23 protein-coding genes and 3 pseudogenes are annotated in these 26,405 nt (G+C 42.4%); 1 reads left to right on the top strand and 25 read right to left on the bottom strand.

The features are described 5' to 3' along the window. Positions 1-582: 582 nt before the first annotated feature. The 24 genes and pseudogenes from ACHUFA_RS07255 to argR all read right to left on the bottom strand — a co-directional run bounded on the left by ACHUFA_RS07255 (position 583) and on the right by argR (position 23,815). A pseudogene (locus tag ACHUFA_RS07255) lies at positions 583-1,800 on the bottom strand (amidohydrolase). Between the two features lie 139 nt (positions 1,801-1,939). Then, positions 1,940-3,043: a UDP-galactopyranose mutase gene (gene glf, locus ACHUFA_RS07250; protein ID WP_222347521.1), complete on the bottom strand. Its 1,104-nt coding sequence runs from the start codon at positions 3,041-3,043 to the stop codon at positions 1,940-1,942. A 74-nt stretch (positions 3,044-3,117) separates the two neighbouring features. Beyond that, positions 3,118-3,714, bottom strand: coding sequence for an anaerobic ribonucleoside-triphosphate reductase activating protein (nrdG, locus tag ACHUFA_RS07245; protein ID WP_394405302.1), 597 nt, complete (start codon positions 3,712-3,714; stop codon positions 3,118-3,120). Further along, the gene (locus ACHUFA_RS07240) at positions 3,707-4,210 is read right to left on the bottom strand and encodes a GNAT family N-acetyltransferase (protein WP_394405301.1); all 504 of its coding nucleotides are present in this window, start codon (positions 4,208-4,210) and stop codon (positions 3,707-3,709) included. Before ACHUFA_RS07240 ends, nrdG begins: the two co-directional genes overlap by 8 nt. A 13-nt stretch (positions 4,211-4,223) precedes the next feature. Continuing rightward, positions 4,224-4,933: pseudogene (locus ACHUFA_RS07235) on the bottom strand (Gfo/Idh/MocA family oxidoreductase). Between the two features lie 108 nt (positions 4,934-5,041). Continuing rightward, a complete protein-coding gene (locus tag ACHUFA_RS07230) occupies positions 5,042-5,173 on the bottom strand; it encodes a hypothetical protein (RefSeq protein WP_318530340.1) in 132 nt (43 codons plus the stop codon). Between the two features lie 11 nt (positions 5,174-5,184). Further along, positions 5,185-7,377 (bottom strand): anaerobic ribonucleoside-triphosphate reductase, encoded by a 2,193-nt coding sequence (gene nrdD, locus ACHUFA_RS07225; protein WP_222347524.1) that lies wholly within the window; start codon positions 7,375-7,377, stop codon positions 5,185-5,187. 151 nt (positions 7,378-7,528) lie between these two features. Then, entirely contained in the window at positions 7,529-9,094 is a 1,566-nt protein-coding gene (locus ACHUFA_RS07220) for a quinol oxidase (protein ID WP_394405300.1), read from the bottom strand. Between the two features lie 216 nt (positions 9,095-9,310). Continuing rightward, entirely contained in the window at positions 9,311-9,628 is a 318-nt protein-coding gene (locus ACHUFA_RS07215; protein WP_222347526.1) for a DUF1292 domain-containing protein, read from the bottom strand. 10 nt (positions 9,629-9,638) lie between these two features. Further along, positions 9,639-10,058, bottom strand: a complete 420-nt coding sequence (ruvX, locus tag ACHUFA_RS07210) for a Holliday junction resolvase RuvX (protein WP_222347527.1) — start codon at positions 10,056-10,058, stop codon at positions 9,639-9,641. Beyond that, positions 10,058-10,324, bottom strand: a complete 267-nt coding sequence (locus ACHUFA_RS07205) for an IreB family regulatory phosphoprotein (RefSeq protein ID WP_222347528.1) — start codon at positions 10,322-10,324, stop codon at positions 10,058-10,060. Before ACHUFA_RS07205 ends, ruvX begins: the two co-directional genes overlap by 1 nt. Positions 10,325-10,443: 119 nt before the next feature. Beyond that, positions 10,444-10,842, bottom strand: a complete 399-nt coding sequence (spx, locus tag ACHUFA_RS07200) for a transcriptional regulator Spx (RefSeq protein WP_222347529.1) — start codon at positions 10,840-10,842, stop codon at positions 10,444-10,446. Between the two features lie 144 nt (positions 10,843-10,986). Next, positions 10,987-12,129 carry a recombinase RecA gene (gene recA, locus ACHUFA_RS07195; RefSeq protein WP_222347530.1) on the bottom strand — a complete coding sequence of 381 codons (1,143 nt, stop codon included), beginning with the start codon at positions 12,127-12,129 and terminating at the stop codon, positions 10,987-10,989. 55 nt (positions 12,130-12,184) lie between these two features. Further along, the gene (locus ACHUFA_RS07190; RefSeq protein WP_394405299.1) at positions 12,185-13,354 is read right to left on the bottom strand and encodes a competence/damage-inducible protein A; all 1,170 of its coding nucleotides are present in this window, start codon (positions 13,352-13,354) and stop codon (positions 12,185-12,187) included. An 86-nt stretch (positions 13,355-13,440) separates the two neighbouring features. Beyond that, positions 13,441-13,992 (bottom strand): DNA-3-methyladenine glycosylase I, encoded by a 552-nt coding sequence (locus ACHUFA_RS07185; protein ID WP_222347532.1) that lies wholly within the window; start codon positions 13,990-13,992, stop codon positions 13,441-13,443. Between the two features lie 2 nt (positions 13,993-13,994). After that, a complete protein-coding gene (gene ruvA / locus ACHUFA_RS07180; RefSeq protein ID WP_222347533.1) occupies positions 13,995-14,588 on the bottom strand; it encodes a Holliday junction branch migration protein RuvA in 594 nt (197 codons plus the stop codon). Between the two features lie 9 nt (positions 14,589-14,597). Next, positions 14,598-15,824, bottom strand: a complete 1,227-nt coding sequence (locus ACHUFA_RS07175; protein ID WP_222347534.1) for an MDR family MFS transporter — start codon at positions 15,822-15,824, stop codon at positions 14,598-14,600. Between the two features lie 18 nt (positions 15,825-15,842). Beyond that, complete coding sequence (gene mutL / locus ACHUFA_RS07170) at positions 15,843-17,798, bottom strand: DNA mismatch repair endonuclease MutL (protein WP_394405298.1); 1,956 nt, start codon at positions 17,796-17,798, stop codon at positions 15,843-15,845. 94 nt (positions 17,799-17,892) lie between these two features. After that, positions 17,893-19,240: pseudogene (locus ACHUFA_RS07165) on the bottom strand (IS3 family transposase). A gap of 308 nt (positions 19,241-19,548) precedes the next feature. Then, positions 19,549-19,803 carry a hypothetical protein gene (locus ACHUFA_RS07160; protein ID WP_222347536.1) on the bottom strand — a complete coding sequence of 85 codons (255 nt, stop codon included), beginning with the start codon at positions 19,801-19,803 and terminating at the stop codon, positions 19,549-19,551. A 36-nt stretch (positions 19,804-19,839) separates the two neighbouring features. Next, positions 19,840-20,286, bottom strand: coding sequence for a DUF3021 domain-containing protein (locus ACHUFA_RS07155; RefSeq protein WP_394405297.1), 447 nt, complete (start codon positions 20,284-20,286; stop codon positions 19,840-19,842). Continuing rightward, the gene (locus tag ACHUFA_RS07150; RefSeq protein ID WP_394405296.1) at positions 20,283-20,723 is read right to left on the bottom strand and encodes a LytTR family DNA-binding domain-containing protein; all 441 of its coding nucleotides are present in this window, start codon (positions 20,721-20,723) and stop codon (positions 20,283-20,285) included. Before ACHUFA_RS07150 ends, ACHUFA_RS07155 begins: the two co-directional genes overlap by 4 nt. 118 nt (positions 20,724-20,841) lie before the next feature. Then, positions 20,842-23,367: a DNA mismatch repair protein MutS gene (gene mutS, locus ACHUFA_RS07145; RefSeq protein WP_222347539.1), complete on the bottom strand. Its 2,526-nt coding sequence runs from the start codon at positions 23,365-23,367 to the stop codon at positions 20,842-20,844. Between the two features lie 4 nt (positions 23,368-23,371). Continuing rightward, a complete protein-coding gene (argR, locus tag ACHUFA_RS07140) occupies positions 23,372-23,815 on the bottom strand; it encodes an arginine repressor (RefSeq protein WP_222347540.1) in 444 nt (147 codons plus the stop codon). A gap of 114 nt (positions 23,816-23,929) precedes the next feature. On the opposite strand from argR, the gene argS reads away from it, so the two are divergent. Beyond that, positions 23,930-25,618 (top strand): arginine--tRNA ligase, encoded by a 1,689-nt coding sequence (gene argS / locus ACHUFA_RS07135; protein ID WP_222347541.1) that lies wholly within the window; start codon positions 23,930-23,932, stop codon positions 25,616-25,618. A gap of 245 nt (positions 25,619-25,863) precedes the next feature. Here the strand turns inward: argS and ACHUFA_RS07130 are convergent, their stop codons facing one another. Then, positions 25,864-26,388 carry an ABC transporter permease gene (locus tag ACHUFA_RS07130; protein ID WP_222347542.1) on the bottom strand — a complete coding sequence of 175 codons (525 nt, stop codon included), beginning with the start codon at positions 26,386-26,388 and terminating at the stop codon, positions 25,864-25,866. Between the last annotated feature and the right edge of the window lie 17 nt (positions 26,389-26,405).

The raw sequence follows: 26,405 nt of genomic DNA, 5'->3' as shown, positions 1-26,405 counted from the left end.
TGAGTCGTAATAACTAGCAAGAGCAATCCAGAATATAAGTATTTCTTTAACATATGTCCACCTCTTTTATAATCTCTAAAGAAATTGTAGCACATTTTGGAAGCCGTTTCAATGCATATATTGTTAATTTGCTACAAAAATTACTACTATTTACTCAAAGAAACCTTCTAAAATGAAGTTAGCTACTTAAGGGTATTAAAGAGTCTTATACACCTTTTTACTAAAGAACAATACATGTTCATTCCAAGCTTAAATACACAATAGAAAGCATTTCCTAAATGCTCTTAATTCTATATTCAATTTTGGTCAAAGAAATATTCTTGGTCAAAATTTGGTCTAATTTTGTTCTTATAAAATTTAAATAATATAAAATACACAGAAAATAATAATTGATAAACTCCTTGATTTCATCGTATTTTATAAAAATATAACTTTTGTTTAACTACCCTTAAAAGTCTACAGGGAGGATTGTTGAACATGAGTAAAAGCCTGAACAATCAGGCTTTTTCGTTTGTTTGGATTTGTTCTCAGATACAAAAACTGAAGCTAGTTTCCTCTGCTTCAGTTTTGTCTATATAATACCTATTTTCCCAAATAGGCCAAAATTGCGACGAGAGCTGCTTCCGTTCCTGTTTTCAAGGTTGGTTGAATGGCGGGAGCAAATTTTGGATTATGGTTGGCATAAATTTCTTGATTTTCTAAAAATCCGCCAAATCCCCAATAAAGATACGGAATCCCCCAGGCCTGTGGTAGATAGGCAAAGTCCTCTGAAGCAGTCATTGGATGGTACTGACTTGCTAGCCTCTCTTCTCCCAAGTATTCCTTAAACACCTTGACCACGCGCTCTGTCACTTGACCATCATTGTCCGTCAAAGGATAACAGTCGTACACTTGAATATCTGGTTCTTTAATGCAACCTGCCGCTAGACACTCAGCTTGACAGATACGAATAGTGGCCGCAATCATCTGGTCTTGAACCAACTCATCATAGGAGCGAATATTCAGCAACAGAGTCGCAGTATCTGGGATGATATTTGCCTTCGTTCCTGACTGAAAAGCTCCAACTGTCACCACCGCAAATTGAAACGGATCTACTTCACAGGAAACAATACTCTGCAATTTTATGACAATGGCCGAGCCAATTAAAATTGGGTCAATACTCAAATGCGGCATGGAACCGTGAGCCCCCTTCCCGTAAATTGTCACCTTTAGGGAAGCTGCGCTTGACAAAAATGGGCCACTAACCGCTCCAAGCCTCCCTGCTGAGAGTTCTGTCAATACATGCTGGGCGAAAGCCACATCTGGTCTTGGGATCTTATCCAATAAGCCATCTTCCAACATGGCTTTTGCTCCTGACGCTGTCTCTTCTCCTGGTTGAAAGAGAGCAATATAGGTTCCTTGCCAATCAGATACATTTTGAGCGAGAGCCCAAGATGCTCCCAAACCTGCCACCATATGTATATCATGTCCACAAGCAGGCATGACAGGTACTTGATGCCCCTCCAGATCTGTCATGATGACGGTTGACGCATAGTCCAGTCCAGTCTCTTCTTTGACAGGTAGCGCATCCATATCTGCCCGAAATAGCACCGTTGGCCCCTCTCCATTCCGCAGGATTCCTACAACACCGCCGCCAATCTTTTATGTGTTATAACCATAGCCTTGCAGGGTTTCAAAGATAAACTGGCTAGTCTGCTTTTCCTGCATGGACAATTCAGGATGACTGTGTAAATACTTATATGTTTTTTCTTGCCAATCTTGAATGGCTGTGCTAGATGATGAAACTGTTTGAATAGACATCGTTTTTCTCCTTTATAGTATTATAACACTTACTGCAAAAGGCTTCCGCTTATAGACAAATAGATTCAGTTTACTATCCACCTCCTGTGCTACCCTAGTAAAATTGAAAAGACCGGAAATATTTTTCCAGCCTTTTTTCTTATTCTCCAAATTCTTCTGCCACCACATTAAGAGCCCGTTCGATGACCACATGCATGTCGTAGTATTTATAATCTGCCAAGCGGCCACAGAAGATGACCTTATCCTTGACAGCCTCGGCTTTTTCATGGTATTGATCGTAGACTGCGTTATTAGTCGCGTCATTGATTGGGTAATAAGGCTCGTCGCCTCGCTTCCAGTCAGCTGGGTATTCGCGAGTAATGACCGTCTTTGCTTGATTGCCAAATTCAAAGTGTTTATGCTCAACAATCCGAGTATAGGGCACTTCGCGCTCGGTATAGTTAACCACAGCATTTCCTTGGAAATTCTCCATGTCCAAAACTTCATGTTCAAAGTGCAAACCGCGGTACTCCAACTGACCAAATTCATAGTCAAAATACTGGTCAATCATCCCCGTAAAAACAACCTTTTTTGCGCTGGCTTCAAGCTCCGCCCGATTTTCAAAAAAGTCTACTTCCAACTCTAGGTCAATACCTTCCAACATCTTCTCAATGATGACATTGTAGCCTCCGATTGGGATACCTTGGTAGCGGTCATTGAAATAATTATTGTCAAAGGTAAATCGAATCGGCAAACGCTTGATGATAAAAGGTGGCAAGTCAGTCGCTGAACGCCCCCACTGCTTTTCGGTGTAGCCCTTAATCAAGGTCTGGTAAACATCTTGACCAATGAGCTTGATAGCCTGTTCTTCCAGATTTTTAGGCTCCGTATCTTGCAAATGTGCGGTCTGCTCTGCAATCTTATCCTTGACTTCCTGAGGCGTTTTCGTTCCCCACATGGCATAAAAGGTGTTCATGTTGAAGGGAAGATTGTAGAGTTTTCCTTGATAATTGGCCACAGGAGAGTTGATATAGTGGTTGAACTCCGCAAATTGATTGACATAGTCCCAGATTGCCTTGTTGGATGTGTGGAAAATGTGGGCACCATACTTGTGAACATTGATCCCTTCTACATTTTCACAGTAAATATTTCCACCAATATGATTGCGTTTGTCAATAACCTTAACCTTCTGGCCACGCTTGGTCGCTTCATGAGCAAAAATAGCCCCAGATAAACCAGCCCCAACAATCAAATAATCGTACATAGTTTTCTCACTTTCTTTTCTTGCCTTGCCATTATATCATATTTTATGAATAAAAAAAGCTAAGGCTTCTAGCCCTAACTCTCTTCTCGTTTCACCTGTTCAAAATTTGCGGTACCATCATTTAGTTTTTGCCAGATGATGACCTCTCCCGCTGCCAGAGACTTTTGAACATCAATAATCCGCTGATTGGACGACCCACGAAATTGTAACATGAGATTTTTCTTAGTCCGATCAAATCGGCCGTCCACCAAGATGTCAATCATTCCCAGCAACTCCAGCTTATCTGGGGTTTCCAATATCATTTCCTCCCACGTATACCCCGTCCAAGACCAGATATCCTTTTCAGGCAATTCCTTGCGAATCCGTCTCACCAAGGGCAAGAGAATCCCCGTATTGAGAAAAGGCTCTCCACCAAGCAAGGTCAAGCCCTGCACATAGGGCTGTGCCAAGTCCGCCATAATCTGTTCTTCCAACTCCTGGGTATAGGGAATTCCTGCCTTAAAAGACCAAGTCGCCACATTGTAACATCCCTCGCAGTGGAACATGCAGCCTGCTACATAGAGCGAATTGCGCACCCCCTCACCGTCCACAAAGTTAAAAGCCTTGTAGTCAATGATCCGCCCCTGACTGAGTTCCTCTGACTTCCACTCCTGAGGTTGTGGATTATTCATATTTTCCCTCCACTTCTATCCAATAACGCTCCACTCCGTCCACGACATTCTCCAGTTTTCCACCGTTTGCCAGAATAACCGCCCGACTAGCTGGATTATCCACATGGCAGGTCAAGAGGGCACACTTGATATTTTTACTTTTGGCAATGGCCAGGGCTGCTTGCAGCATAGCCTTGGCTAGACCTTTTCCTCGTTGGCTTGGTCGCACCGAGTACCCAATATGACCACCGACTGCTAGCAGATTGTCATTTAATCGCAAGCGTAGACTAAGAAATCCAAGTGGCAGACTGTCCTCATCAAAGGCTACAAACTGAATAGCTGGTACTCCCTGTAAGCCCATTTCCTGAAGCTGATTAGCCTCCAACCAATCCTCGTAGACGGTCTCTCCTGTCGCAAAATTCCAGAGACCGTCCGTCCGACTATCCTGAGCTAAAAATTCCTCTACCATATCTAAAATAGCTTCTTTATCTGCCAAACTTGGTCGTCTTAACTCCATAACACTCCCTTTTCTAAACTGGCAATTCTACTTGTAATTCATCCGTTGAGCTAGCGGATTGATTGATTTGATGACAAATATAACGACTGAGAAGACTCGTTTCAGGTGATACTGGATTTTCCCCTATCTCAATGGTCTCTAAAAACTCATCCACAATAGATTCAAAACCTCGTTTATAAAGCGTTGTATCCCATGAACCAAAGGATTCTTTCTTTGCTGTATTTCCAGTAAAACGTGTCAAATCATCCAAGTTTTCCAGATGTACGGTCTCATGCGGAGTCTGTACTTCCATCACTTCCCGGCGACTTCCCGACTGCAAATTCATACTGACAAGGATACTTTCTTTCTCTGTTTGCAGCTGTACTGAAACCTGACTCAACAGTCCATCTTCTATCAAATGATACTGGAAATGCCCAGCTGTTAACTGACCAGCTGCCAAATAAAGTGCAGTATCTAGGGGATGAATGAACAGATCAAAAAGCTTGAATTGTAGATCTGCTGGCTGATTGACCTCATTTTTTTCAACTAAAATCCGCCGTTTGTCAACCAGCTCTGCCATTTCTTTGACCTTAGGAGCAAAACGACGATTAAAACCAGCCATCAAGAAAGCCCCTCCTCCTTACGCGTAAAGAGATGCCAGCGTATTCCTGGTAACTGGCGCATATAGGGCAGATAGGCTTTCTGCGAGATACCAGACAAACCAATAATTCCTATTTCTTTCATGTTATTATACTTCCTATTCCGTGGAAATGAGGCCCTGCAATGCTCTAAAAAAGAGCTCCACTTGGAAAAGTAAGGACCGAACAACACTTTTTGCCCAGTCCCACTTCCTTATTTTTTCTTATTCGCTTTCTTCAGCAATTCTTGCACGCGCGATTTCTTATCCGACTTGACTGTCGAATGTTTCTCGTGAAACTTTTCCACACGCTGCATACCCTTATAATCTAATTGAAATTTTCCCATGATTCCTCTTTCTAATTTCCTGGTGTCTTAATCGTCGAACCATTCATGTGTTTGACACGCGCTGAAATTTCCTTGTGGCGGCCATTGACCATTGGACGAGCCTGTGGATTTCCTAGATAGCCACAAGTCCGTTTGACCACATCTACTGTTTTAGGGTCTGTATTGCTACAGTTTGGACACATGAAGCCACGTTCGGTTGGTGTAAAATCTCCCTCGAAACCACATTTGTAGCAGCGATCAATTGGTGTATTGGTTCCCAAATAGCCCACACGATCATAAGCATAGTCCCAAACAGCTTCTAAGGCCTTTGGATTTTGTTGGAGAACAGGGTACTCACAGTAGTGAATAAAGCCACCTGAGGCACCGGCCTCTGGATAAACCTTTTCAAAGTCTAATTTTTCAAATGGGGTTGGATTTTTACGGACATCATAGTGGAAAGAATTAGTATAGTATTCCTTGTCTGTAATATCTGTCACTTGACCAAATTTCTCCGCATCCAAACGACAGAAGCGGTCTGTCAAACTCTCAGAGGGGGTAGAATAAACTGAGAAATGATAGTCATATTCATCCGACCATGCTGCACAGCGTTCTTTCATCTGACGCACAATGTCAATGGTGAAATCCTTGGCAACTTCATTTTTCTCCCAGTCACCACCATAGAAGACAGTCGCCACCTCATACAAGCCAATATAGCCCAGAGAAACCGTCGCACGACGGTTCTTGAAGAGCTCATCTACGTTATCATATTTACCAAGACGGTTGCCGAAGGCCCCGTACTGATAGAGAATTGGAGCATTGGCTGGTGTAGCTTCCTTAACTCGCTCCACACGGTAGACAAGGGCATCTTTGGCGATGGCCATGCGTTCATTGAAAATATCCCAGAACTTGTCCATGTCGCCTTTTGATTCTAAGGCAATACGAGGAAGATTGACAGTCACCACACCCAAGTTCATCCGTCCAGAATTGACTTCCACACCATTTTCATCCTTCCAACCTTGTAAGAAGGAACGGCAACCCATGGGAGCCTTAAATGAACCTGTCAAGTCAATAATCTTATCATAGGACAACATATCTGGGTACATACGTTTGGTCGCACACTCTAGCGCTAACTGCTTGATGTCATAGTTTGGTGAGTCTGGCTCTAAGTTGAGGCCACGTTTGACAGTGAAAATCAATTTAGGGAAGATGGCCGTACGGTGTTCACTACCTAAGCCCTTGATACGGATTTCCAAAATGGCTTTTTGAATTTCACGTTCAAACCACGATGTTCCCAAACCAAAACCAAGCGAGGTAAAAGGCGTTTGTCCATTTGAAGTAAAGAGCGTGTTAATCTCATACTCCAGAGACTGCATGGCATCATAAATATCCTTGCGTGTCTTAGCACGCGCATATTCCTCCTGACGACCCTCTGTTACCCACTCTTCTGCATCCTTGAGGTGCTTTTGATAATTCAATTCGGCATAAGGGGCTAGAAATTCATCAATGCGGTCAGCTGTACAACCACCGTACTGACTGGAAGCCACATTTGCGATAATTTGTGAAATCTGCGCTGTTGCCGTCTGAATAGACTTAGGACTCTCGACCTCGGCATTCCCAATCTTGAAACCATTTCCCAACATACCCTTGAAGTCGATCAAGCAACAGTTGGTCATAGGTGTATAAGGACTGTAGTCCAAGTCGTGATAGTGAATATCCCCTTTTTGGTGGGCATTGGCAACGTGAGCTGGCAGCATTTTCAAACCAATTGACTTGCCAACAATCCCTGCCGTCAAATCACGCTGGGTATTGAAAACATCGGAATCCTTGTTGGCATTCTCATTGACCACTGTTTGGTCCTTGTTGAGGAGCTTATCAATAGTAAAGTTGATGTCCGTCGCCTTCGCACGCTCAAAATCACGCTGCGTACGGTAGTTGATGTACTCTTTAGCAATCGCATACTCATTGGCCTGCAGGAGTTCATGTTCCACAATATTTTGGATTTCATAAATCTTGATATTTTTAGGGAAACGCTCCGCAATTTCAGCAATAACGCGTTCACAAATCCCTTTTAATTTCGCCTCCATGAGTGGCGACATAGGTACAACCTTGGCAGTCGCCTTCAAAAGAGCTTCATAAATCTTATCTTCGTCAAAGGCCACATGCCGGCCATCCCGCTTGATAACAATCGAAGGCAAATCTTTTACAGCAACTACTACATTTTCCATGTCACTCACTCCTTTTTCTAACTCTATTTAGTCTACCACTTTTTCAAAAAAAATCAATATCTTGTATGAGAATTTTATTTTTTTATTTATAAACACAATATGTAGTGATAAGATTTGTAAAAGAAAAGACTGTTTTCACAGTCTTTTTCACTTATTTCTTTTTATATAAAACCAGCTTAGATGTGCCAACATCCTCTTCTGCATAGTTATTTTTCAAGCTAGATTTCAATTTTGCTGGCAAGGTTAACTCTTTATTGACCACAATATATTGTGCTTTACTATTGTTCAAATCATAGACAAGAGCACTCTTATTTTCTTCCGTTGTCAAGTAGGGTTGTGCTGCAATGAAACGAGTCGCTGAAAGGTATCCTGAATGAACATAAATCTCTGCACTATTGTCCCAAGTGTAGATCAGAGCTTCCTTATCCGCATGAGATTTGATATAGCTAGCAACCTCTGTCCGCTCTTTGGCCACCTGTCCATCCAACACAAAGGTAAAAATGGGTTGCATAGGAATAAAGAGACAGACCAGTAGTGGAAGGAAAAATTGTGAACGAAGATAGCTGTAAAAAACAGGTTCTTCCTCTTCTTCTGTCAATAATTCTTCCAAATCAAGACTGTCTTGCTTGTCTTCCTTAGCCACTAAAGCCATGATAAACCCGTATGGCAACAAGAGAACCAGTTGACTCAGGTCCACATTTGGATTTCCTAAGATGAAAACCAATTGAGCCAAGAACGTCAAGATAAGAATACTGTTCAGCGCCAAATGTTTACCAGAGGCCATTGAAGCCAAAGCCAAGACAAAATTCTTCAAGAAACCGGTACACAACAGTACGAGCAGAAGACTCCCTGCAACCCACAAGAGATTTTCAGACATAAAGTCCAACTGCAAGTTATAGAAGAAGGTTTGCGAAACAGCACTTCCTAAAATCTGCTTGATAAAAGTGTAATATCCCACAGAATAAATAATGAGTAAAAATCCAAAAAGGCTAGCTAAAAACTGGTACAAACCACGTGCCTTACGGTGCTGACGAATATTATAGAACAGCAAGACCAGCCCCGCCACCAACCAAAGAATAACACTCTTTGGATAAATCATAAAAACAAGCGCTGCATCAATTCCATAAAAAATGAAAAACTCATCCCTTACAGCATTTTCAAAGTAGCGAACCAAGAACCAAAGACTAGTCAATACAAAAGGTAGGGCAAAAATGCTAGCATAAAGACCGCCAAATCCTAAAGCAAGGATAAATAGATAGAACCAAAGACTTAACTGGTCTGCCGTTTCCCGACTATGGCTAAAATAAGCCACTAATTTATAGAAATACATCCCCGCAAGCAATAAGGCAACAAACTGAAGCCCAACTAATACCAACGGATTACCTAAAAATGTACCTAGCCAGCTCAAGAGATGATAGAGGACACCATTACTGCTAAAAAAGTCGGCATAAGGACTCTGCCCAGCTTTCATAGCCATGCCTGCATACAAGGTCTGCGTCTGTAAATTAGTCGCTAACCCCGTAAACAAAGGATTACCTACGCTTAAAAAACTAATGAGGAGGCTCCAGATAAAGGCTGGTAAGATCCTACTTGGAAGAAGATTTTCCTTAAATGTATGGTTAAATGAATCAGCTTCTGCCTTTTCACGACGGCGTCTGCCTCTTTTTTGCGAACGACGAGACAGGTTTTCTGCCCCTACTGTATCGATTTCTGTCATCTTACTCTCCTTGGCATAATCATCTTATTATACCAAAAAGTCAACTGTCTGTCATTTTCTCTTTAAGGTCTCTTGAAACCGTGCATAACGTTCCAATTCCCGAAAAGTATGCCATTTCTTTTTACTAAATTCTTCTTGAATTTGCTTTTCTTTATCCGTCATACTTATTTATTCGAAAAAGAGAGACAAAAAAGAGCGCTGGGCGCCCTTTAGAAATTATTCTTCTTCGTCCAAGAAGCTGTTGAAAACTTCTTCAATCATATCCCACTCAGCTGTCGCATCTTCTGGGATTGGTTGCAAGTCGCCTTCTGTACCATTTTCATTTTCAATAAATGAGTAGGCTTGGATTTCAACTTCACCATTTTCATCTTCTTCTGCACTTGCAGGAATCAAGAGAACGTAATTTTTACCGAATTCTTCTTGACCGTCAATTGTCAAAAGAATTTCAAACAAGGTTTCATTACCTTGATCATCTACCAAGGTAATCAACTCACGTTCGTCGTGATTGTGGTCATGTTCATGATTGTGTGCCATTGTGGCCTCCTTAAAATGTTCTATCTAAATAATTTTGCAAAATCAGCTGGGCAGCTAATTTATCAATAACTTTTTTACGTTTTCCGCGACTGATGTCCGCCTGTTCAATCAACATCCGCTCTGCAGCAACTGTTGTCAAGCGCTCATCTTGATAGTCAACTGGTAGACCAAAGAGCTCCACCAACTTATCACCATAAGCCTGACTTGCTTCAACCCGCGGACCACTGGTGTTGTTCATATTCTTAGGCAATCCTACTACAAACTTATCCACCTTATAGTCTTTGACAAGCTCTATCAAGCGATCAAATCCAAACTCTCCTTGGTCTTCGTTGATAGGGATGATTTCCAAACCTTGTGCTGTAAAACCAAGTGGGTCTGAAATGGCTACCCCAACCGTCTTAGAACCAACGTCTAATCCCATGATTCTCATTATAGATCAATCCCGTTTTCTTTAAGATAAAAACGAACTAACTCCTCTACAATCTCATCACGTTCATACTTGCGAATTTGGTTGCGGGCATCGTTGTAACGAGGGATATAAGCTGGATCTCCACTCAATACATAACCAACAATTTGATTTATAGGGTTATAGCCTTTTTCATCTAAAGACCGGTAAACATTGGTCAATGTTTGGCTAATCTCTTGCTTGTTACCGTCATCTAAACGGAAGCGAACTGTTTCTTCAGTGAATCCCATACTTACACCTTCCTTCAATCTATTTTACAGTCTATTATAGCATATTTTATCAGCGCTTTCAATGAAAGGGCATGATTTCTAAAGGAAAACAGCCTGATTTTCTCAGACTGCTCACTTCCTTACAAAGCTGCTCGCATACGTGCCTGAGCATTTTCAACATTGCGCACAGAACGTGGCAAAAATGCTCGAATATCATCTTCTTTATAACCAACTTGCAGACGTTTTTCGTCAATCAAGATCGGACTTTTCAAAATACGTGGATTTTCAGTGATGAGGTCAATCACTTCATTAACACTCAATTCCTCGATATCACAGTTAAGGCTTTTTGCATAGCGGTTTTTTGAAGAAACGATGCTGGCAATTCCGTTTTCTGTTTTGGCTAAGATTCGTAAAATTTCTTCTTTTGTAATCGATTCTTTACCAAGATTATGCTCATTATAAGACAATTGGTGAGCATTCAACCAATTTTTAGCTTTTTTACAACTCGTGCAACTAGATACAGTATAAATTTTAATCAATGTAGTATCTCCTTTGCTACATATACTAAACACATTATAAACCATTATATCACAAATGAACTCGGTCTGGAGACCTATTTATAACTTTTTTAGTATTTTGTCAAGCAAAAACCAGAGATTGGATAAAAATCTCTGGTTAACTGATTAATCTTCTAATTCAATGCCACCATCAAGGTCTAGTACCAAATCTTGTTCCGCAACAACTTCTTCTGCTACTTCAACACTAGGCGATGCATCTTCTTCAATCAAACCATAGTGAATACGGATTTTACGATCAATTTCATCAAAGATAGCTGGATTATCTGCCAAGAATTTCTTAGCATTTTCAGAACCTTGACCAATCTTCTCACCATTGTAAGAATACCAGGCACCAGCCTTATTGATAATACCAAGATTACTTCCGATCTCAATCAATTCACCCGTACGTGAGATTCCTTCACCATACATGATTTCCACAACGGCTTCCTTAAATGGAGGCGCCACCTTGTTCTTCACGATTTTGACTTTGGTTTCCTTACCAACATTGGTATCCCTTTGATCACCAGTACCCTTGATTTGCGTATTTCCACGAACATCAATACGAACAGAGGCGTAGAATTTCAAAGCACGTCCACCAGGCGTTGTTTCTGGGTTACCAAACATCACCCCAACTTTTTCACGCAACTGGTTGATGAAGATGGCGATGGTTTTTGTTTTATTGATAGAAGCACCAAGTTTACGCATGGCTTGACTCATCATACGCGCTTGCAAACCAACATGGCTGTCACCAATATCACCATCAATTTCTGCGCGCGGTACAAGGGCAGCAACCGAGTCAATAACGACCAAGTCTACGGCACCTGAGTCAATCAATTTTCCAGCGATTTCAAGACCTTGTTCACCTGAGTCTGGTTGAGACAAGAGCAATTCATCAATGTTGACACCGAGAGCAGCAGCGTAAGCAGGATCAAGAGCATGTTCCGCATCAATGAAGGCAGCAATTCCACCTTCTTTTTGACATTGCGCCACAGCATGGAGAGCAACCGTCGTCTTACCTGAACTTTCTGGTCCATAAATCTCAACGATCCGTCCTTTAGGATAACCACCAGCACCAAGGGCAATATCGATAGACAAGCTACCTGAACTCATGACTTGTACTTTTTGCTCAGCACGTTCGCCAAGACGCATGATAGACCCTTTACCGAAATCCTTTTCGATTGATTTTAAGGCGTCATCCAAAGCCTTCTTACGCTCATCGCCAAATTTTTTTGTAATATCTTCTAATTTTTTGCCAGGTTTTTTAGCCAAAATTTTTGTCTCCTATTTCTATTCAATTTAATTATTATAGCATTTTTTTACACTTTTAGAAACTCTTACGTACATAGTCCAAAGCATGGAGACAAGCTACCTGTCTCAGATGATTAAGCGAGTAACCACCTATGTCTACCGTCTCAACCTTACTAGCTTTTTCACTAGAGATAGCCATGTACAGACGAACTCGTTGTAGATTTTCTTGGGCCGAGGGCAGTACTTCTCCCAAAAGCGCTAACCCAATACTAGCTCCTGTTTGCTGTCGAATCAAATCCGCATGAGACTGAGCTGCATCTGAACCCCTAAACTCTTCAGAAAGTACGCGCCCACCTTCCAGACTCCCTGCAGTTGCAAGTTGATACTGGAGTAAACCTGCTGTCAAGTTTTCTGCAACTGCGATGGTCTGATTTTTCACCTGTAAAAAGTCTGAAACTACTTGTGCTAAGCTATTTTCCTCACCATATCCGTAAAGAAACTCTGTCAACTTACCATAACTGAGAATTTCTACTTCGTAAATATCCAATTTACTATCTGCCTCTGCTTGACTGGCTGCCTTTGTAGAAATACGTAGAGTCACTTCCCCTATTTTGGCATAGGGTGCAAGCGTTGGATCCGTCTGATTCTTAATCATTTCCGCCAAAACCGTTACCAGCTGACTTTCTCCAATCCCAAAGAAACGAAGGACCCGTGAATAAAGTTGATGTCCATTTTTTACTAAGAGAGGCTGTAAACTTTGTGTAAACATGGGTTTCAGTTCACTCGGAGGGCCTGGTAAAACTACATAACGCACACCATTCTGCTCAATCAAACCACCAACCGCAAGACCGATCGGATTTTGCAAAGGAATACTCCCCTCCACCAGCTGAGCCTGTCTGTCATTATTAGAGGTACGAACGCGACCAAGATGACTGACAAAAAACTGATTAAGCTTTTCCATAGCTTGGTCGTCGAAAACCAAATCCTTTTTCAAATACTTAGCCAAGGTCTGCTTGGTCAAATCGTCATCTGTTGGCCCCAAACCACCGCAAAGTACGACTAACTCACTCCGCTTACTAGCAATATCAATCACCGATAACAGTCGCTCTTCATTGTCCCCGACAGCCGTTTGGAAGTAGACATCAATACCCAATTCTGCAAATTTTTCGGACAAAAATTGGGCGTTTGTATTGACAATCTGACCTGTCAGAATCTCCGTCCCAACCGCAATAATCTCTGCTTTCATCTCAACCTCCTCAAATAAACTATTCGTAATCGTGACTACATTTTAACAAAAAAAATAGCAAAAATGCTATTTTTGATCATCAAAATTTATTTCCAATCACATCCATCTTCATGATCATTAATCAACCCAGCTGCCTGCATAAAGGAATAGATACAGACGGGGCCGACAAATTTGAAGCCTCGTTTTTTCAGGTCTTTTGAGATTTGTTGGGAGAGGGCTGTTTGTGCTGGTACATGGTGGTAGTCAGCTACCGCATTCATCTGCGGTTTGCCATTGACATAGGACCAGATAAAATGGTCAAAGGTGCCAAACTCTGCCTCTACTTTCAAAAATGCCTGCGCATTGGCTCGAGTAGCATAGAGTTTAGCTCGGTGGCGGATAATTGCTGGATTGTCTAACAAAGCATCCAACTTCTGGTCCGTCATCTGAGCGATTTTTTTAATATCATAATGGTGGAATGCTTGACGAAAAGCGGCACGTTTATTGAGTACCGTTTCCCAAGATAAGCCCGCTTGATAGGTTTCCAGACAAAGAAGTTCGAACAAGGCTTGCTCATCGTGAAGGGGTTGTCCCCACTCTTCATCATGATAGGAAACATAGAGAGGATTTTCAGCTTTTACCCAAGAACATCTCGTCATATCTACCCCTTCATCAGCATCTTCAAGCTTGAACTAATGTATTTATCAGCTGTCTCATTGGTTCCCTCAAAGAAGGTACGGATTTTCTTGAGTTCCGCTGCTTTGTAGCCAAGGGCTAGAAGGGCTTCCATAGCGTCGTCCAATTCTTGATTGCCAACTGCAGTCGCCTTCGTCGCTTTGCCATTTTCCACAGACGCTTCGACAAACTTGCCTGCTAAATCTAGAATCATCTGCTGGGCTGTCTTCTTCCCAATTTTCGGGAATTTCGTGAGATATTTGATATCACTGTTGTCAATGGCAGCCACCAGCCCCGCATTGTCATCCACTGCTACAATCGCCAAAGCCGTTGTCGGACCAATCCCCGAAACAGAAATGAGCTTGAGAAAGATATCTTTTTCCTCTTCTGTGTGAAAACCAAAAAGCAGGTGAGCATCCTCGCGAATAACCTGATGCAAGTAAATCTGAACCTCTTGCTGAACTTGGTCTGAAAATGAATAAGGATTGGCTACATTGATAATATAACCTAGTCCCCCCGCCTCCACAACAATATGCTTGGCTGTAATCTTGCTAAGAATCCCCTTGATATAATCGTACATAAACTCTCCTTAATCTTGAATATGGCGCAGATGTGCCGCCTTGAGAATGAGCCACAGTCCCAGACTAGATAGTAGGACTAGGGTAATTTGCACACCGATTTTTCCGGTAAAATGGCTGAGCGAAACCATACTTCCTGCTATAATGCTGGCAATAGGCTGAGTAATAGATAAAAATCCAGAATAGGACCCAATCTTGTCTTGGTTCATCATGTCTGCCCGAAGCACTTGACTGGCTGGGACGTTAATCATTTCCCCAAGAGTAAAGCCAACCATAGCAAAGAGCAGGGGCCAGAAACTATTGAGGGAAATATTGAGAAACATGCCAGCTGCACACATAATCGTTCCAATGGTCAACTGACGAAGCAAGGGCCATTTTTTTGTCCAACGATTGACGGTCGTCATGAAAAATACAATCAGAAAGGTATTTGTAAAGACGGCCACACTGAGCATTTTCGCTCCTGTGATAATTTGACCAAAGAGAATGATTTCTTGGAAATGTAACTTAAGGTTCACCGAGAAAAAGTTATCCACTTGAAGCCAGACAACGCTGGTCCCAATACTTCCCAAAGTATAGATGACGAAAGGCTTGTCTACCAGCACCTGGCGGTAATTTTTGAAAGTAGACAAAATACCATGTCCGTGCTCAAACTCCATATCCGCTGGCCGAGTCTCATCAAAGTAAAAATGAGCCACCAAAAGACAAGCAACTGAAATCGTCAAGAGTACCAGCAATAGTTGGAAGAAATAGCGGTCATAAAAGAGACCTGCTATCCCTGCTCCCAGCATAACCGCAATGTTGATAAGCCAGTAACCAATCGTATAGACGAAGCGCCGATTGTGCTCGTCGGTCAGATCAATGGTCATAGCCTCATAAGCGGGAGAATAAAATTGGTGGGCAATCTCAATCAAAAGAATACCAGCAAAGGTCAACTGCGGAATGACATGGTGAGGGAGGTTGGCAAAAACGGTCACCGCCCATCCCACTACAGCTAAGAGCGAACCAAGGTCAACGACCTTTTTGCGTCCCCATGCATCTGATAAGTGTCCTCCGTAAAGAGTGGCAAAGAAACCTGATAGCTGTGTGACAACAATGAGAGCGCCCGTTATCAAATTCCCAAAATAGCTGACATAATACATAGCCATAAAAGGGAAAATTGCTGAACTAACTGTAATGGAAATAAATCGCAGCAACTCCCGCATTTGTAACTGCTTTGGCAGGGCAAAAAACTCTTTCATAGGACTCCTTCTATCTACTTAGTACTTACCTAACTCTCGCAAACTGGTGTGATTTTCTTGGATACGACGGAACATTTTCTCCATATCTCCTGTTGTAAAATGTACCAAAACAGGGCGTCCATGTGGGCAATTATATGGATTTTTACACTGGGACAATTGAACCAGCAAATCACGCGCAGAGTAATCATCCAAGGTATGATTGGCCTTGATAGATCGCTTACAAGACATCATAATTGCCAGCTCAGCACGGTATTTCTTGACCGACACCTCATTGGTCAAGAGCAACATATCACACATCTCATAAACACCAGACTCAATCTCTTCTTCCTTCATCCAAATTGGGTGTTCACGAAGGATAAAGGTATTATTTCCATAGGCTTGTAGGTGAATGCCAACTTCCTCGAGCATGGACATTTTTTCCTGAAGCGAAATAGCATCTGACGGTGAAAATTCAAACAAATAGGGCACTAATAACTGCTGTAAAGAGCTGTCAACTTCACCGATTTTTTCACGGTAATATTCATACTTAACCCGTTCTTGGGCAGCATGTTGGTCGATGATATAGAGTCCACCCTTTCCTTGGGCAAACAGATAGGTCCCGTGCATTTGACCAAAGTAATCCAACTCTGGGAAGGTCGAGTTTTCCTCATTTTCTAAGCTATCCAGCATTTTTTGCAACTTGGATTTGTTTTTGAAATCCAAGCCTTCATGGTCGCTGTCATCCATAACTTCCGAACGTTGGGCCTGTTTGACAGAGCTTGGCTTATCAACCTTTGTGTCCATTGAGTTGACAGGGTTGTAAACTGTATCAGCAACCGCAAAATCTGCACGACTATCCTCTACAATAGGCGTTTTGACAAAGAAATCCTGCTTTTGAGAATCATAGTAAAGATTGGTTTGCTGTAAAGGGAGACTGGTTTGGATAGGTTTTTCTGCACGACGTGTGCTAGCCTTGGCTAAATTTTCCAAAGCATCTGGTATCAACTCCTGCTCCTTCAAAGCCGTAGCAATGGCTTCATGAATAACCTGCATGAGTTCTTTTTCTTTTGAAATCCGTACTTCCTGTTTAGTCGGATGCACATTGACGTCGGCAAGATAGGGGTCTATCTGGATATCAATAATCGCTAGTGGAAAACGCCCCACCATGAGCTTGGAACCATAGCCATCCAAAATGGCACGATTGAGCAAAAAATTCTTAATATAGCGACCATTGATAAAAATGCTGATATAGTTGCGGTTGGCGCGAGTCAGTTCTGGCAGCGATACATAGCCCGATACCTGAAAGTCTAAGTCTTCTCCACTGATTTCTACCATCTTCTTGGCAGAAGCAATCCCATAGACACCTGCAATAGCTTGTCGCAAATCACCTGTTCCCGCCGTCTTCAAGAGTTCCCGACCATCATTGATGAGGGTAAAGGAAATCTCTGGGTGAGCCAAACCAAGACGATTGACCACATCCACAATATGCGCCAACTCAGCCTGCTGACTCTTGATATACTTCAGTCGGGCTGGGGTATTATAAAACAAATCCTCCACCCGAATCTGGGTTCCTACTGCACGACTAATGGGCGCCTGATGATCAATCGTTCCGCCTGACGACTCCAACTTCATACCATGGGTATGCTGGGCTGTTGCTGTCTCAATGCTCAAGCGGCTAACAGAGGCAATCGACGGCAAGGCCTCACCACGGAAACCCAAGGTCCGAATACGGAACAGATCTGCCTGACTTTTAATCTTACTAGTAGCATGACGGCGTAAGGCTACGGCTACTTCATCTGGGGCAATCCCTTCGCCATTGTCGGTGATTTCAACCAGCTTCAAACCAGCTTCTTCGATGGTCACTGTAATCTGACTGGAACCCGCATCAATGGCATTTTCCATTAACTCCTTAACAACGCTGGCTGGTCGTTCAATGACCTCACCGGCTGCAATCTGGTTGGCTAAAATTTCTGGTAATTCAATAATTTTTGACATCATTTTTCTCGTTTCTAATTAGGACTATTATATCAAAAAGAAGGAAGTCTGGGCAAAAGTGAAGTGCCCTCCAAAAAAAGTTAGACATTATATTTTAAACGAGGGATTGAGTTCTGTATTGCACAGGACTCAGTCCTTTTAATGTTCGTTTGATGCGTTTGTTATTGTAGTAATCAATATACTCTGAAATAGCAGATTTTAGATCTTCTAGGGAGTAAAATCCTTCTCAAATCCATAAAACATTTCTGTCTTCAGTGTACCAAAGAATGATTCCATCATCCCGTTATCTAAACTATTTCCCTTGCGAGACATGGATGGTTTCATGCCGCGGTCCTCAAGAAAACGATGATAATAAGTGTGCTAATACTGCCAGCCTTGATCACTGTGCAAAATAGTATCTTGATAAGTTTCTTCAGGAAAGGCTGCGTTAAGCATGGCCTGTAATTGTTGTAAGTTTGGTGATGTTGATAGGTTGTAAGCAATGATTTCACTGTTATAGCCATCAAGAACTGGTGACAAATAGAGCTTCTAGTCACTAGTAGGAATTGAAAATTCTGTTACGTCTGTATAACACTTTTCAAGTGGTTTTGATGCCTTAAAGTCACGATTAATTAGATTATCAGCTTTCTTACCAACTTCTCCCTTGTAGGAGTTGTATTGACGATTGGCACGGATTCTAGCTTTCAAACCCAGCTCTGACATCAGCCGTTGAACCTTTTTATGGTTGATATGATAACCACGATTTCTGAGCTCAAGATAAATTCTACGGTAACCATATCTTCCTTTGTGCTCAGTATAGATGTTTTGAATTGTTTCTTTCAACTCGCTGCCCTTATCCTTTTTAGCAGATCGGTTAAGGTGGTAATAGTAAGTTGAACGAGATAATTTCAAAATATTAAGTAGTATCGTTAGGCTAAATTCTTTGATTAATCCTTGGATGATTTTAGTTGCTCTTTGAGCTTTTCTTCGTCCTTCAAGCGGTATTCTCTCAACTTTTTTAGCACAGCGTTCTCCGCTCTAAGGTATTCATTTTCATATCGAAGACGCTCCAATTCCGTCAGCTCGTCTAAAGTTTTCTTCCGTTTACGTCCCATTTTAGCAGGTCTCCCTCGTTGTTTCTCAACAATAGTATACCCGTTTTTCCTGTATTGTGCTATCCAATTGGCAAGTATCCCCCAATGCGGCAAGGAATAATCAAGTGAAACCGCTAATTGAGACCGACCTTTAATGAGCACTTCATCAATCATTTGCTTCTTTAGTTCGGGAGAATAGTAGCTATTTTTCCCCTTGCGAACAATTTCTAGTCCGTACCGGTCAATCAGACGTATCATGTATTTAAGAAGGGACTCATGAACGCCAAACTTTTGAGTGAGCTGCGACCAAGTCCAGCCTAATTTTCTGAGTTGATAGATTTCAATTTTATCATTATAACTTAATTTCATATAAAAACACCCCTAAAGTTAGATTTAGTGTCTAACTTTAGGGGTGCAGTTCAAAGGTCCAGACTCTTTGATATTAATCGATTTAAAAATTTAGCGCAGTAAGTATCTGCAAAATGAATTTCTATGAAATCACGATTTTGGTCACACTCTCCACTTTTTCCAGAGAAAATAGAGATTAACACTACAAGCAACGACAATGAGGAAAGGAATGAGGGCGCTTGACCAATCAAATCCTTGGCTGATATTGTAGGCGAGATAGAGGAGGTTAAATAGCAGAAAAAAGCCATAAAAAACTGCTCTGAGAACTTTCACTCTTGACCTCCGTCACGCTTTTCTAACTCGACTTCCAAACTATCCAGCGCAGCTTTTTGCCCTAAAGCTTCGTAAACTTTCGGAAAACGCTTGAAGCAAATCCAGGCAACAAAGACACCAATGCCGGGTGTAATAAAGTGTGGCCAGCTGGCTTTCTGCCAAAGGAACCACATCACTGCAAGAGTAGACACTCCCAACAAGACCCAAATAACAGTGTATAAAACTCGAAATACTTGATCAATTTTTTCCATAAAATCCTCCATTTGCCTCATTATAGCAAATTTCCCCTACTTTTCCAAGGATTGATTGATACGGGAAATGCTGCGCTTCATTTGGAAATAATTGACTGCATAGATGATAGCGTAAACCAGACTAAATTCCATAAAAAACCATAAAATATTGAGCCAATAAATTGGGAACCAACCACCGAAAACAGCGCAAACCAGCATACCCAAGGAAGTCACTAAAAAATGCACTACATTCATCTTGAGCAAGCTCCAATCCTGGTCAAAAATGATAGAGGATAGCTGAAACAGGAGCCCAATCGCCGCCCAGAGACAGACCGCAATCAACATGGTCATAGCTGGACTGAAATGTGCTACATAATAAGCTCCAAGTGTAGAATAAGGATTGACTGGTATATAGTCACCACCTGCGTAGGCGAAAGAGTTAATCAGTGAAAAGATTGTACCAATGCTAGCACCAGCCGAAGCGGCTAAAATGTATTTTTTCATAGTCCAAGTGTCTCCTTTATTTGTTTGAGGTAACGCCGTGATGAGTAGGTCACAGCACCATTCTTCAGAACGATTTTAACCAAGCCATTACCTGTTAGACTGAGGTGGTCCAGATAGGCTAGGTGGATGATTTCTGACTGGGATATTTGCAGAAAGTCCCGTGGTAGAATCTCCATAGTCTGATAAAGTCTAAGATGAGAAGTGAACTCCTCGCTTTCTGTTCTAACGTAAAGAACCTTATCTGCAATGTAGAGTTGATAAATATCTGCAATTGCCAATAAGTGAATCTCCTCTCCGCGGCGAACGGTTAACTGGCTACTAACTCCTAGTTGCTTAATGTAATCAACTAGTTTGCTAACATCCTCATCCAACTTTCTCGCCTCTATCTTTACTCGGTCTTCCGTAAAATTCTCATCAATCTGTAAGTCAACTTTCATCTTCTCATCTCCTTTCTGACACTATTAAACACTTTTCACAAAACGATTGCAAGAGATTTTCGCTATGTGGTTTATTTGGCTCTCTAAATGGCAAAAACCCCGCCTAAGCGGGGTTGGTTTACACTTCTTTCTTCAATTCTGCCAAGGCATTCATGGCTTCCAGCGGGGTCATGTTAAAGACATCTAGCTGGCGTAGTTTGTCCAAAATAGGGTGGTCTGGACTAGCAAATAAATCCAGTTGTTGAGCTGAGATCGGCTCTTTCTGAGCGGGTACATGCTCAGCTTGATTTTCCAAGGTTGCAAGAATAGTATCTGCACGACGCAAGAGGTCTTCTGGCATACCGGCAATCTTGGCAACATGAATCCCATAAGATTTATCAGCCGGACCAGGAGCAATCTTATGAAGGAAGGTCACCTGCCCGTCCTGCTCCAAGGTTGAGACGTGAACATTTTCTAGTTGAGACAGACTATCACTCAGCGCTGTCAGCTCATGGTAGTGAGTCGCAAAAAGGGTCTTGGCACCAATCTTATCATGAATATACTCAATAATAGACTGGGCAAGCGCCATCCCATCATAGGTAGCCGTTCCGCGACCGAGTTCATCAAAGAGGATGAGTGAGTGCTCTGTCGCTAGACGAATAGCCTTATTGGCTTCCATCATTTCCACCATGAAGGTTGACTGACCACTGACCAAATCATCCGCCGCCCCGATACGGGTAAAAATAGCATCAAAGATTGGCAGGATCACTTCCTGAGCAGGCGCATAGGCACCAATCTGCGCCAACACCACAATGACTGCTAACTGGCGCATGTAGGTAGACTTACCAGACATATTTGGACCCGTGATTAGCTGTATGTGGGTATTCTGGTCCAGTATAATGGAGTTTGGAATATAGGATTGAGCTCCCATAACCTTTTCCACCACCGCATGCCTTCCCTCACGAATAAGGATTTCTCGCTCCGCTGTAAAAATCGGGCGAATCAAGTGCTGACGCTCTGCTACAACGGCAAAGGCTTGCAGTACGTCAACTGTCGCAATGGTTTGTGCCAAGGCTTGCAAGCGACCGATATACTTCTCGACTTCTTGACGAATCCGCATGAAAATATCGTACTCTAGGCTGGCTGATTTCTCACGCGCCTCCAACATTTGCCCTTCGACCTTTGCCAATTCTTCCGTCCCATAGCGCTCTGAATTTTTCAAAGTCGCTTTACGGAAGAAATGCTCGGGCACACTAGACAGATTTGAATTTGTCACGTGGAAATAATAACCATCTTTTTTATTGTAGTCAATTTTCAGATTATGAATACCTGAAGCTGCTCGCTCCTTAGCTTCAATCTCGGCAATCCAGCCCGTCCCCTCACGCAGCACCAGACGATACTGGTCCAAGGTCTCGTCAAAACCAGTGCGAATGATGTTCCCTTCTGTGATAACCATAGGAGCTTCTGGGTCAATGGCAGAGCTGATCAGGGCATGCAGCTCAGGAATGTGATCCAAACCTGCTACCAAACCTGTCAAAGCCTCATCATCAATCTGCTCTAAAATTCCACGGATAGCAGGGACATTTCCCAGAGTTTGAGCCAACTGCAAGAGGTCTTTGGGTGTCGTCTTACCAAAAGAAACTCGACTAGCCAAGCGCTCAATATCGTAAACTCCCTTGAGACTGTCCGTCAAATCACTCCGCTCAAAGAAGTGATCCAAAAAAACTTGAACCACAGCTTGACGCGCTAAAATTTTCTCCTGATCAATCAAAGGTCTGTCAATCCAAGCCCGTAAAAGGCGCAAGCCCATGGCGGTTTTTGTTTCGTCCAAGAACCAATAGAGACTGCCGTGTTTTTTCCCTGTACGGGCATTCTCCAATAGGTCTAAGCTGGATTTGGTAGCATAGTCCATTTGCAGGAAATCTTTGATTTCATAGCGGGCTACCTTCTGTAAGTGTACCAAGTCCCGCAACTGTGTCCGATGTACATAGCTAAGCAGCTTTCCAGCGACAGCTTTTTCCAAGGCAATCAAGGATTTATCCAAGAGTTGAACATCGTCTAAAGCTTCCAACTCTAGGGATAAAAGGAGGTTCATCTGGCGAGAAAGCACAGCTTCTTCACTTTCTGAAAGTGCATAGCCCACTACCACTTCACGGGCACGAAGATTGCGAATTTCACTACAAACACTAGCAAAATCCGTCAGGCTAGTCACATAAAACTGCCCTGTCGCCACATCCATGTAAGATAAGGCATAGTTAGCTCCCTGCTTGTCAATGGCCACCAAGAAATTACTTTCGGCATCTGGCTTCAGTGAGTCCACCACAGTCCCTGGTGTAACAATCTGCACCACTTCACGCTTAACAACACCAACCGCTGTCTTCGGATCCTCCATTTGTTCAGCAATAGCCACCTTATGTCCAAGTTCGACTAAGGTATCAATATACTGCTGGGCAGCATGGTAGGGCACACCTGCCATAGGAATTGGATTTTCTGCATTTTTATTACGACTTGTTAGGGTTAGTTCGAGAATCTGGGCTGCTTCCACTGCATCATCATAAAACAACTCGTAAAAGTCACCCATTCGGAAAAGCAAAAAAGCATCTGGATGATTAGCTTTAATATCCAGATACTGCTGCATTCCTGGGGAAATTTTTTCTGCTGCCATGTGCCTACTCCGCTAGAAATTGGTTAATCTCATCTTCAACCTGCTTGGCTGCTTCTTCGTCACGACAGATGACCAAAAGCGTATCCGCACCTGCAATGGTGCCTAAAATACTTGACGGTTTTTCCGCATCAATAATGTTAGCCATGAGTGCAGCTTCTCCGAGGTCTGAATGAAGCACCAAAACAAAGCTGGCACGCTCTACCTTATAGGCATATTGGGCCAAGAGCTTACTGAATTTTTCCTGTTCTTCCTTGACCGCAAGAGAATAGTAAGAGCGACCATTTTCATAAATCTTGACCAAGCCAATTTCACGCAAATCGCGGGATAAGGTCGTCTGCGTCACAGACACTCCAGCCTTCTCTAAATTTTCTTGAATATCCACCTGACGGCTAATTTTTTCTTCACGAATCATCTGTTTGATGAGCTCATGACGTTCTGATTTATTCATCATTTACCTCTAAAATGTATAATTATATGCATATTATAACAAATTTACCGTTTTTTACCTAATACCAACTGAAAATTATGTTAAAATAGAATCAAGAATATTGGAGGAATCATTATGAACCACAAACAATTAGTGGCAGAGCGTTTGGCTGCAGTCATCCCTAGCTTGGATGTTGAACAAATCTTTGCCTTACTCGAAAAACCAAAATCATCTGACATGGGCGACATCGCCTTCCCAGCATTTTCTCTTGCCAAAGTTGAGCGCAAGGCACCCCAAGCTATTGCAGCTGAAATTGCTGAAAAAGTTGACACTGAAGGCTTCGAAAAAGTGCTTGCTATGGGCCCATACCTCAACTTCTTCTTGGACAAAGCCGCTATCTCAACTGAAGTCTTGCAGGCTGTCATTTCAGAAAAAGCAGACTATGGTCAGCAAACTGTAGGAACTGGCAAAAATGTTACTTTCGACATGTCTAGTCCAAACATTGCCAAACCATTTTCAGTTGGTCACTTGCGTTCAACCGTTATCGCAGACGCCCTTGCTAACCTCTATACAAAACTTGGCTACCACAGCTACCGTATCAACCACCTCGGAGACTGGGGTAAACAGTTTGGTATGTTGATTGTTGCCTACAAACTTTGGGGAGACAAGGCTGCCGTTGAAGCAAACCCAATTGACGAACTCTTGAAACTCTACGTTCGTATCAATGCAGAAGCGGATGAGAAGCCTGATCTTGACGAACAAGCTCGCCAATGGTTCAAGAAATTGGAAGATGGTGACCAAGAGGCTTGGGATCTTTGGAAATGGTTCCGTGATGAAAGTTTGGTTGAATTCGACCGTATCTATGATAAATTAGGCGTATTCTTCGACCACTACCACGGAGAAGCCTTCTACAACGATAAAATGGATGAAGGTATCCAGATTATGGAAGAAAAAGGACTCCTTAAAGAGTCTAAAGGTGCCATGATCGTTGACCTTGAAAAATACGACTTGCCACCTGCCCTCATCAAAAAATCGGATGGCGCTACGCTCTACATCACACGTGACATCGCAACAGCCATGTACCGTAAGAAAACTTTTGACTTTGTGAAAAATATCTACGTGGTTGGTCAAGAACAATCTCACCACTTCAAACAACTGAAAGCTGTTTTGAAAGAAATGGGATTTGACTGGTCTGACGACATGGTTCACGTTTCATTTGGCTTGGTTACTAAGAACAAGAAAAAATTGTCTACACGTAAAGGCAATATCATTCGTTTGGAACCAACCCTTGACGAAGCTGTTTCACGTGCTTTGACTCAAATTGAAGCCAAAAATCCTGACCTTGAAAACAAGGCAGAAGTAGCTCACCAAGTAGGTGTTGGTGCCGTGAAATTCTACGACTTGAAGACTGACCGCGACAATGGATATGACTTTGACCTTGAAGCAATGGTTTCCTTTGAAGGCGAAACAGGACCTTACGTCCAATACGCATATGCACGTATCCAATCTATCCTTCGCAAGGCAAACTTCTCTGCTGACGAAAAAGCTACCTACTCACTCAACGATGCAGAAAGCTGGGAAATCATCAAACTCTTGCAAAACTTCTCTGCTAGCATTGAACGTGCTGCTGACAAGTACGACCCATCCATCATCGCTAAATTCGCAATCAATTTGGCTCAAGCCTTCAATAAATACTATGCCCACACACGTATCTTGGACGAAAATCCAGAACGCGATAGCCGTCTAGCACTTGCTTACGCAACTGGTATCGTCCTCAAAGAAGCACTTCGCCTCCTCGGTGTTGCTGCTCCTGAAAAAATGTAATATTTTTGAGAGGATATTCATGAGCCTGGGACAAAAGTCTCAGGTTCTCTAATTTTTATAGCTTTAACAGTTTGACGCAGTGGTTGACTGAATATTCTCACCCCTTGCTACACAAGTAATTTCGACCAATCTAGTCAACTGTGCGGAGGTGGGACGACAAAATCGATTTCTACGAAATCACGATTTTTGTCCCACTCTCTTTTCATACAAAAAGCACTGCCTGTCGGCAGAGCGAAAAATATGTATTAAATATCTGTAGCATTTTGTCCCATATCAGGAAGCACTTTTGGTTTACGCAGATGGAAGAAAATCGTCAAACCAAAATAAACTGCGAAGAGAACAACCTGCACGGCAAACGTCCCCATGAGAGTTGCTTGGCTGATTTGACGGATAGATTCTTCAGAAATTTGTTGAAGAACACCACGACCAGCTACAAAACTATAAGTCGCTAGTACCAAGGTCCCAAAAAGGTAACCAATATAAGTATAGGAAGCCAATTCTCCTTTCTTTTGCACCAAAAATACGACAACTGCTACCATGGCTAGCAAAAGAAGTACAACAAATACCTTCATGACCAAACTAGTTTGAAGCTCAACTGACGAACGAGCCATGTTAATCATATCATCTGCATTGGGAATTCCTGCCTGTTCGTACACCTTGCGAACGGCTGCTTCATCAAAATGTGCCGTAAAGGTCGACCAAAGTCGATATACACTTGAAATCCCTGATAAAACTGCAAAAACAATCAAATGTGTCCATTTCTTTTCCATAAAAGACACCTCCTTTT

It is taken from the genome of Streptococcus hepaticus, from assembly GCF_043656315.1.
Lineage (GTDB): Bacteria > Bacillota > Bacilli > Lactobacillales > Streptococcaceae > Streptococcus > Streptococcus hepaticus.
The sequence above is the reverse complement of the archived record's forward strand: the minus strand, read 5'-3'. Positions and strand labels throughout refer to the sequence as shown.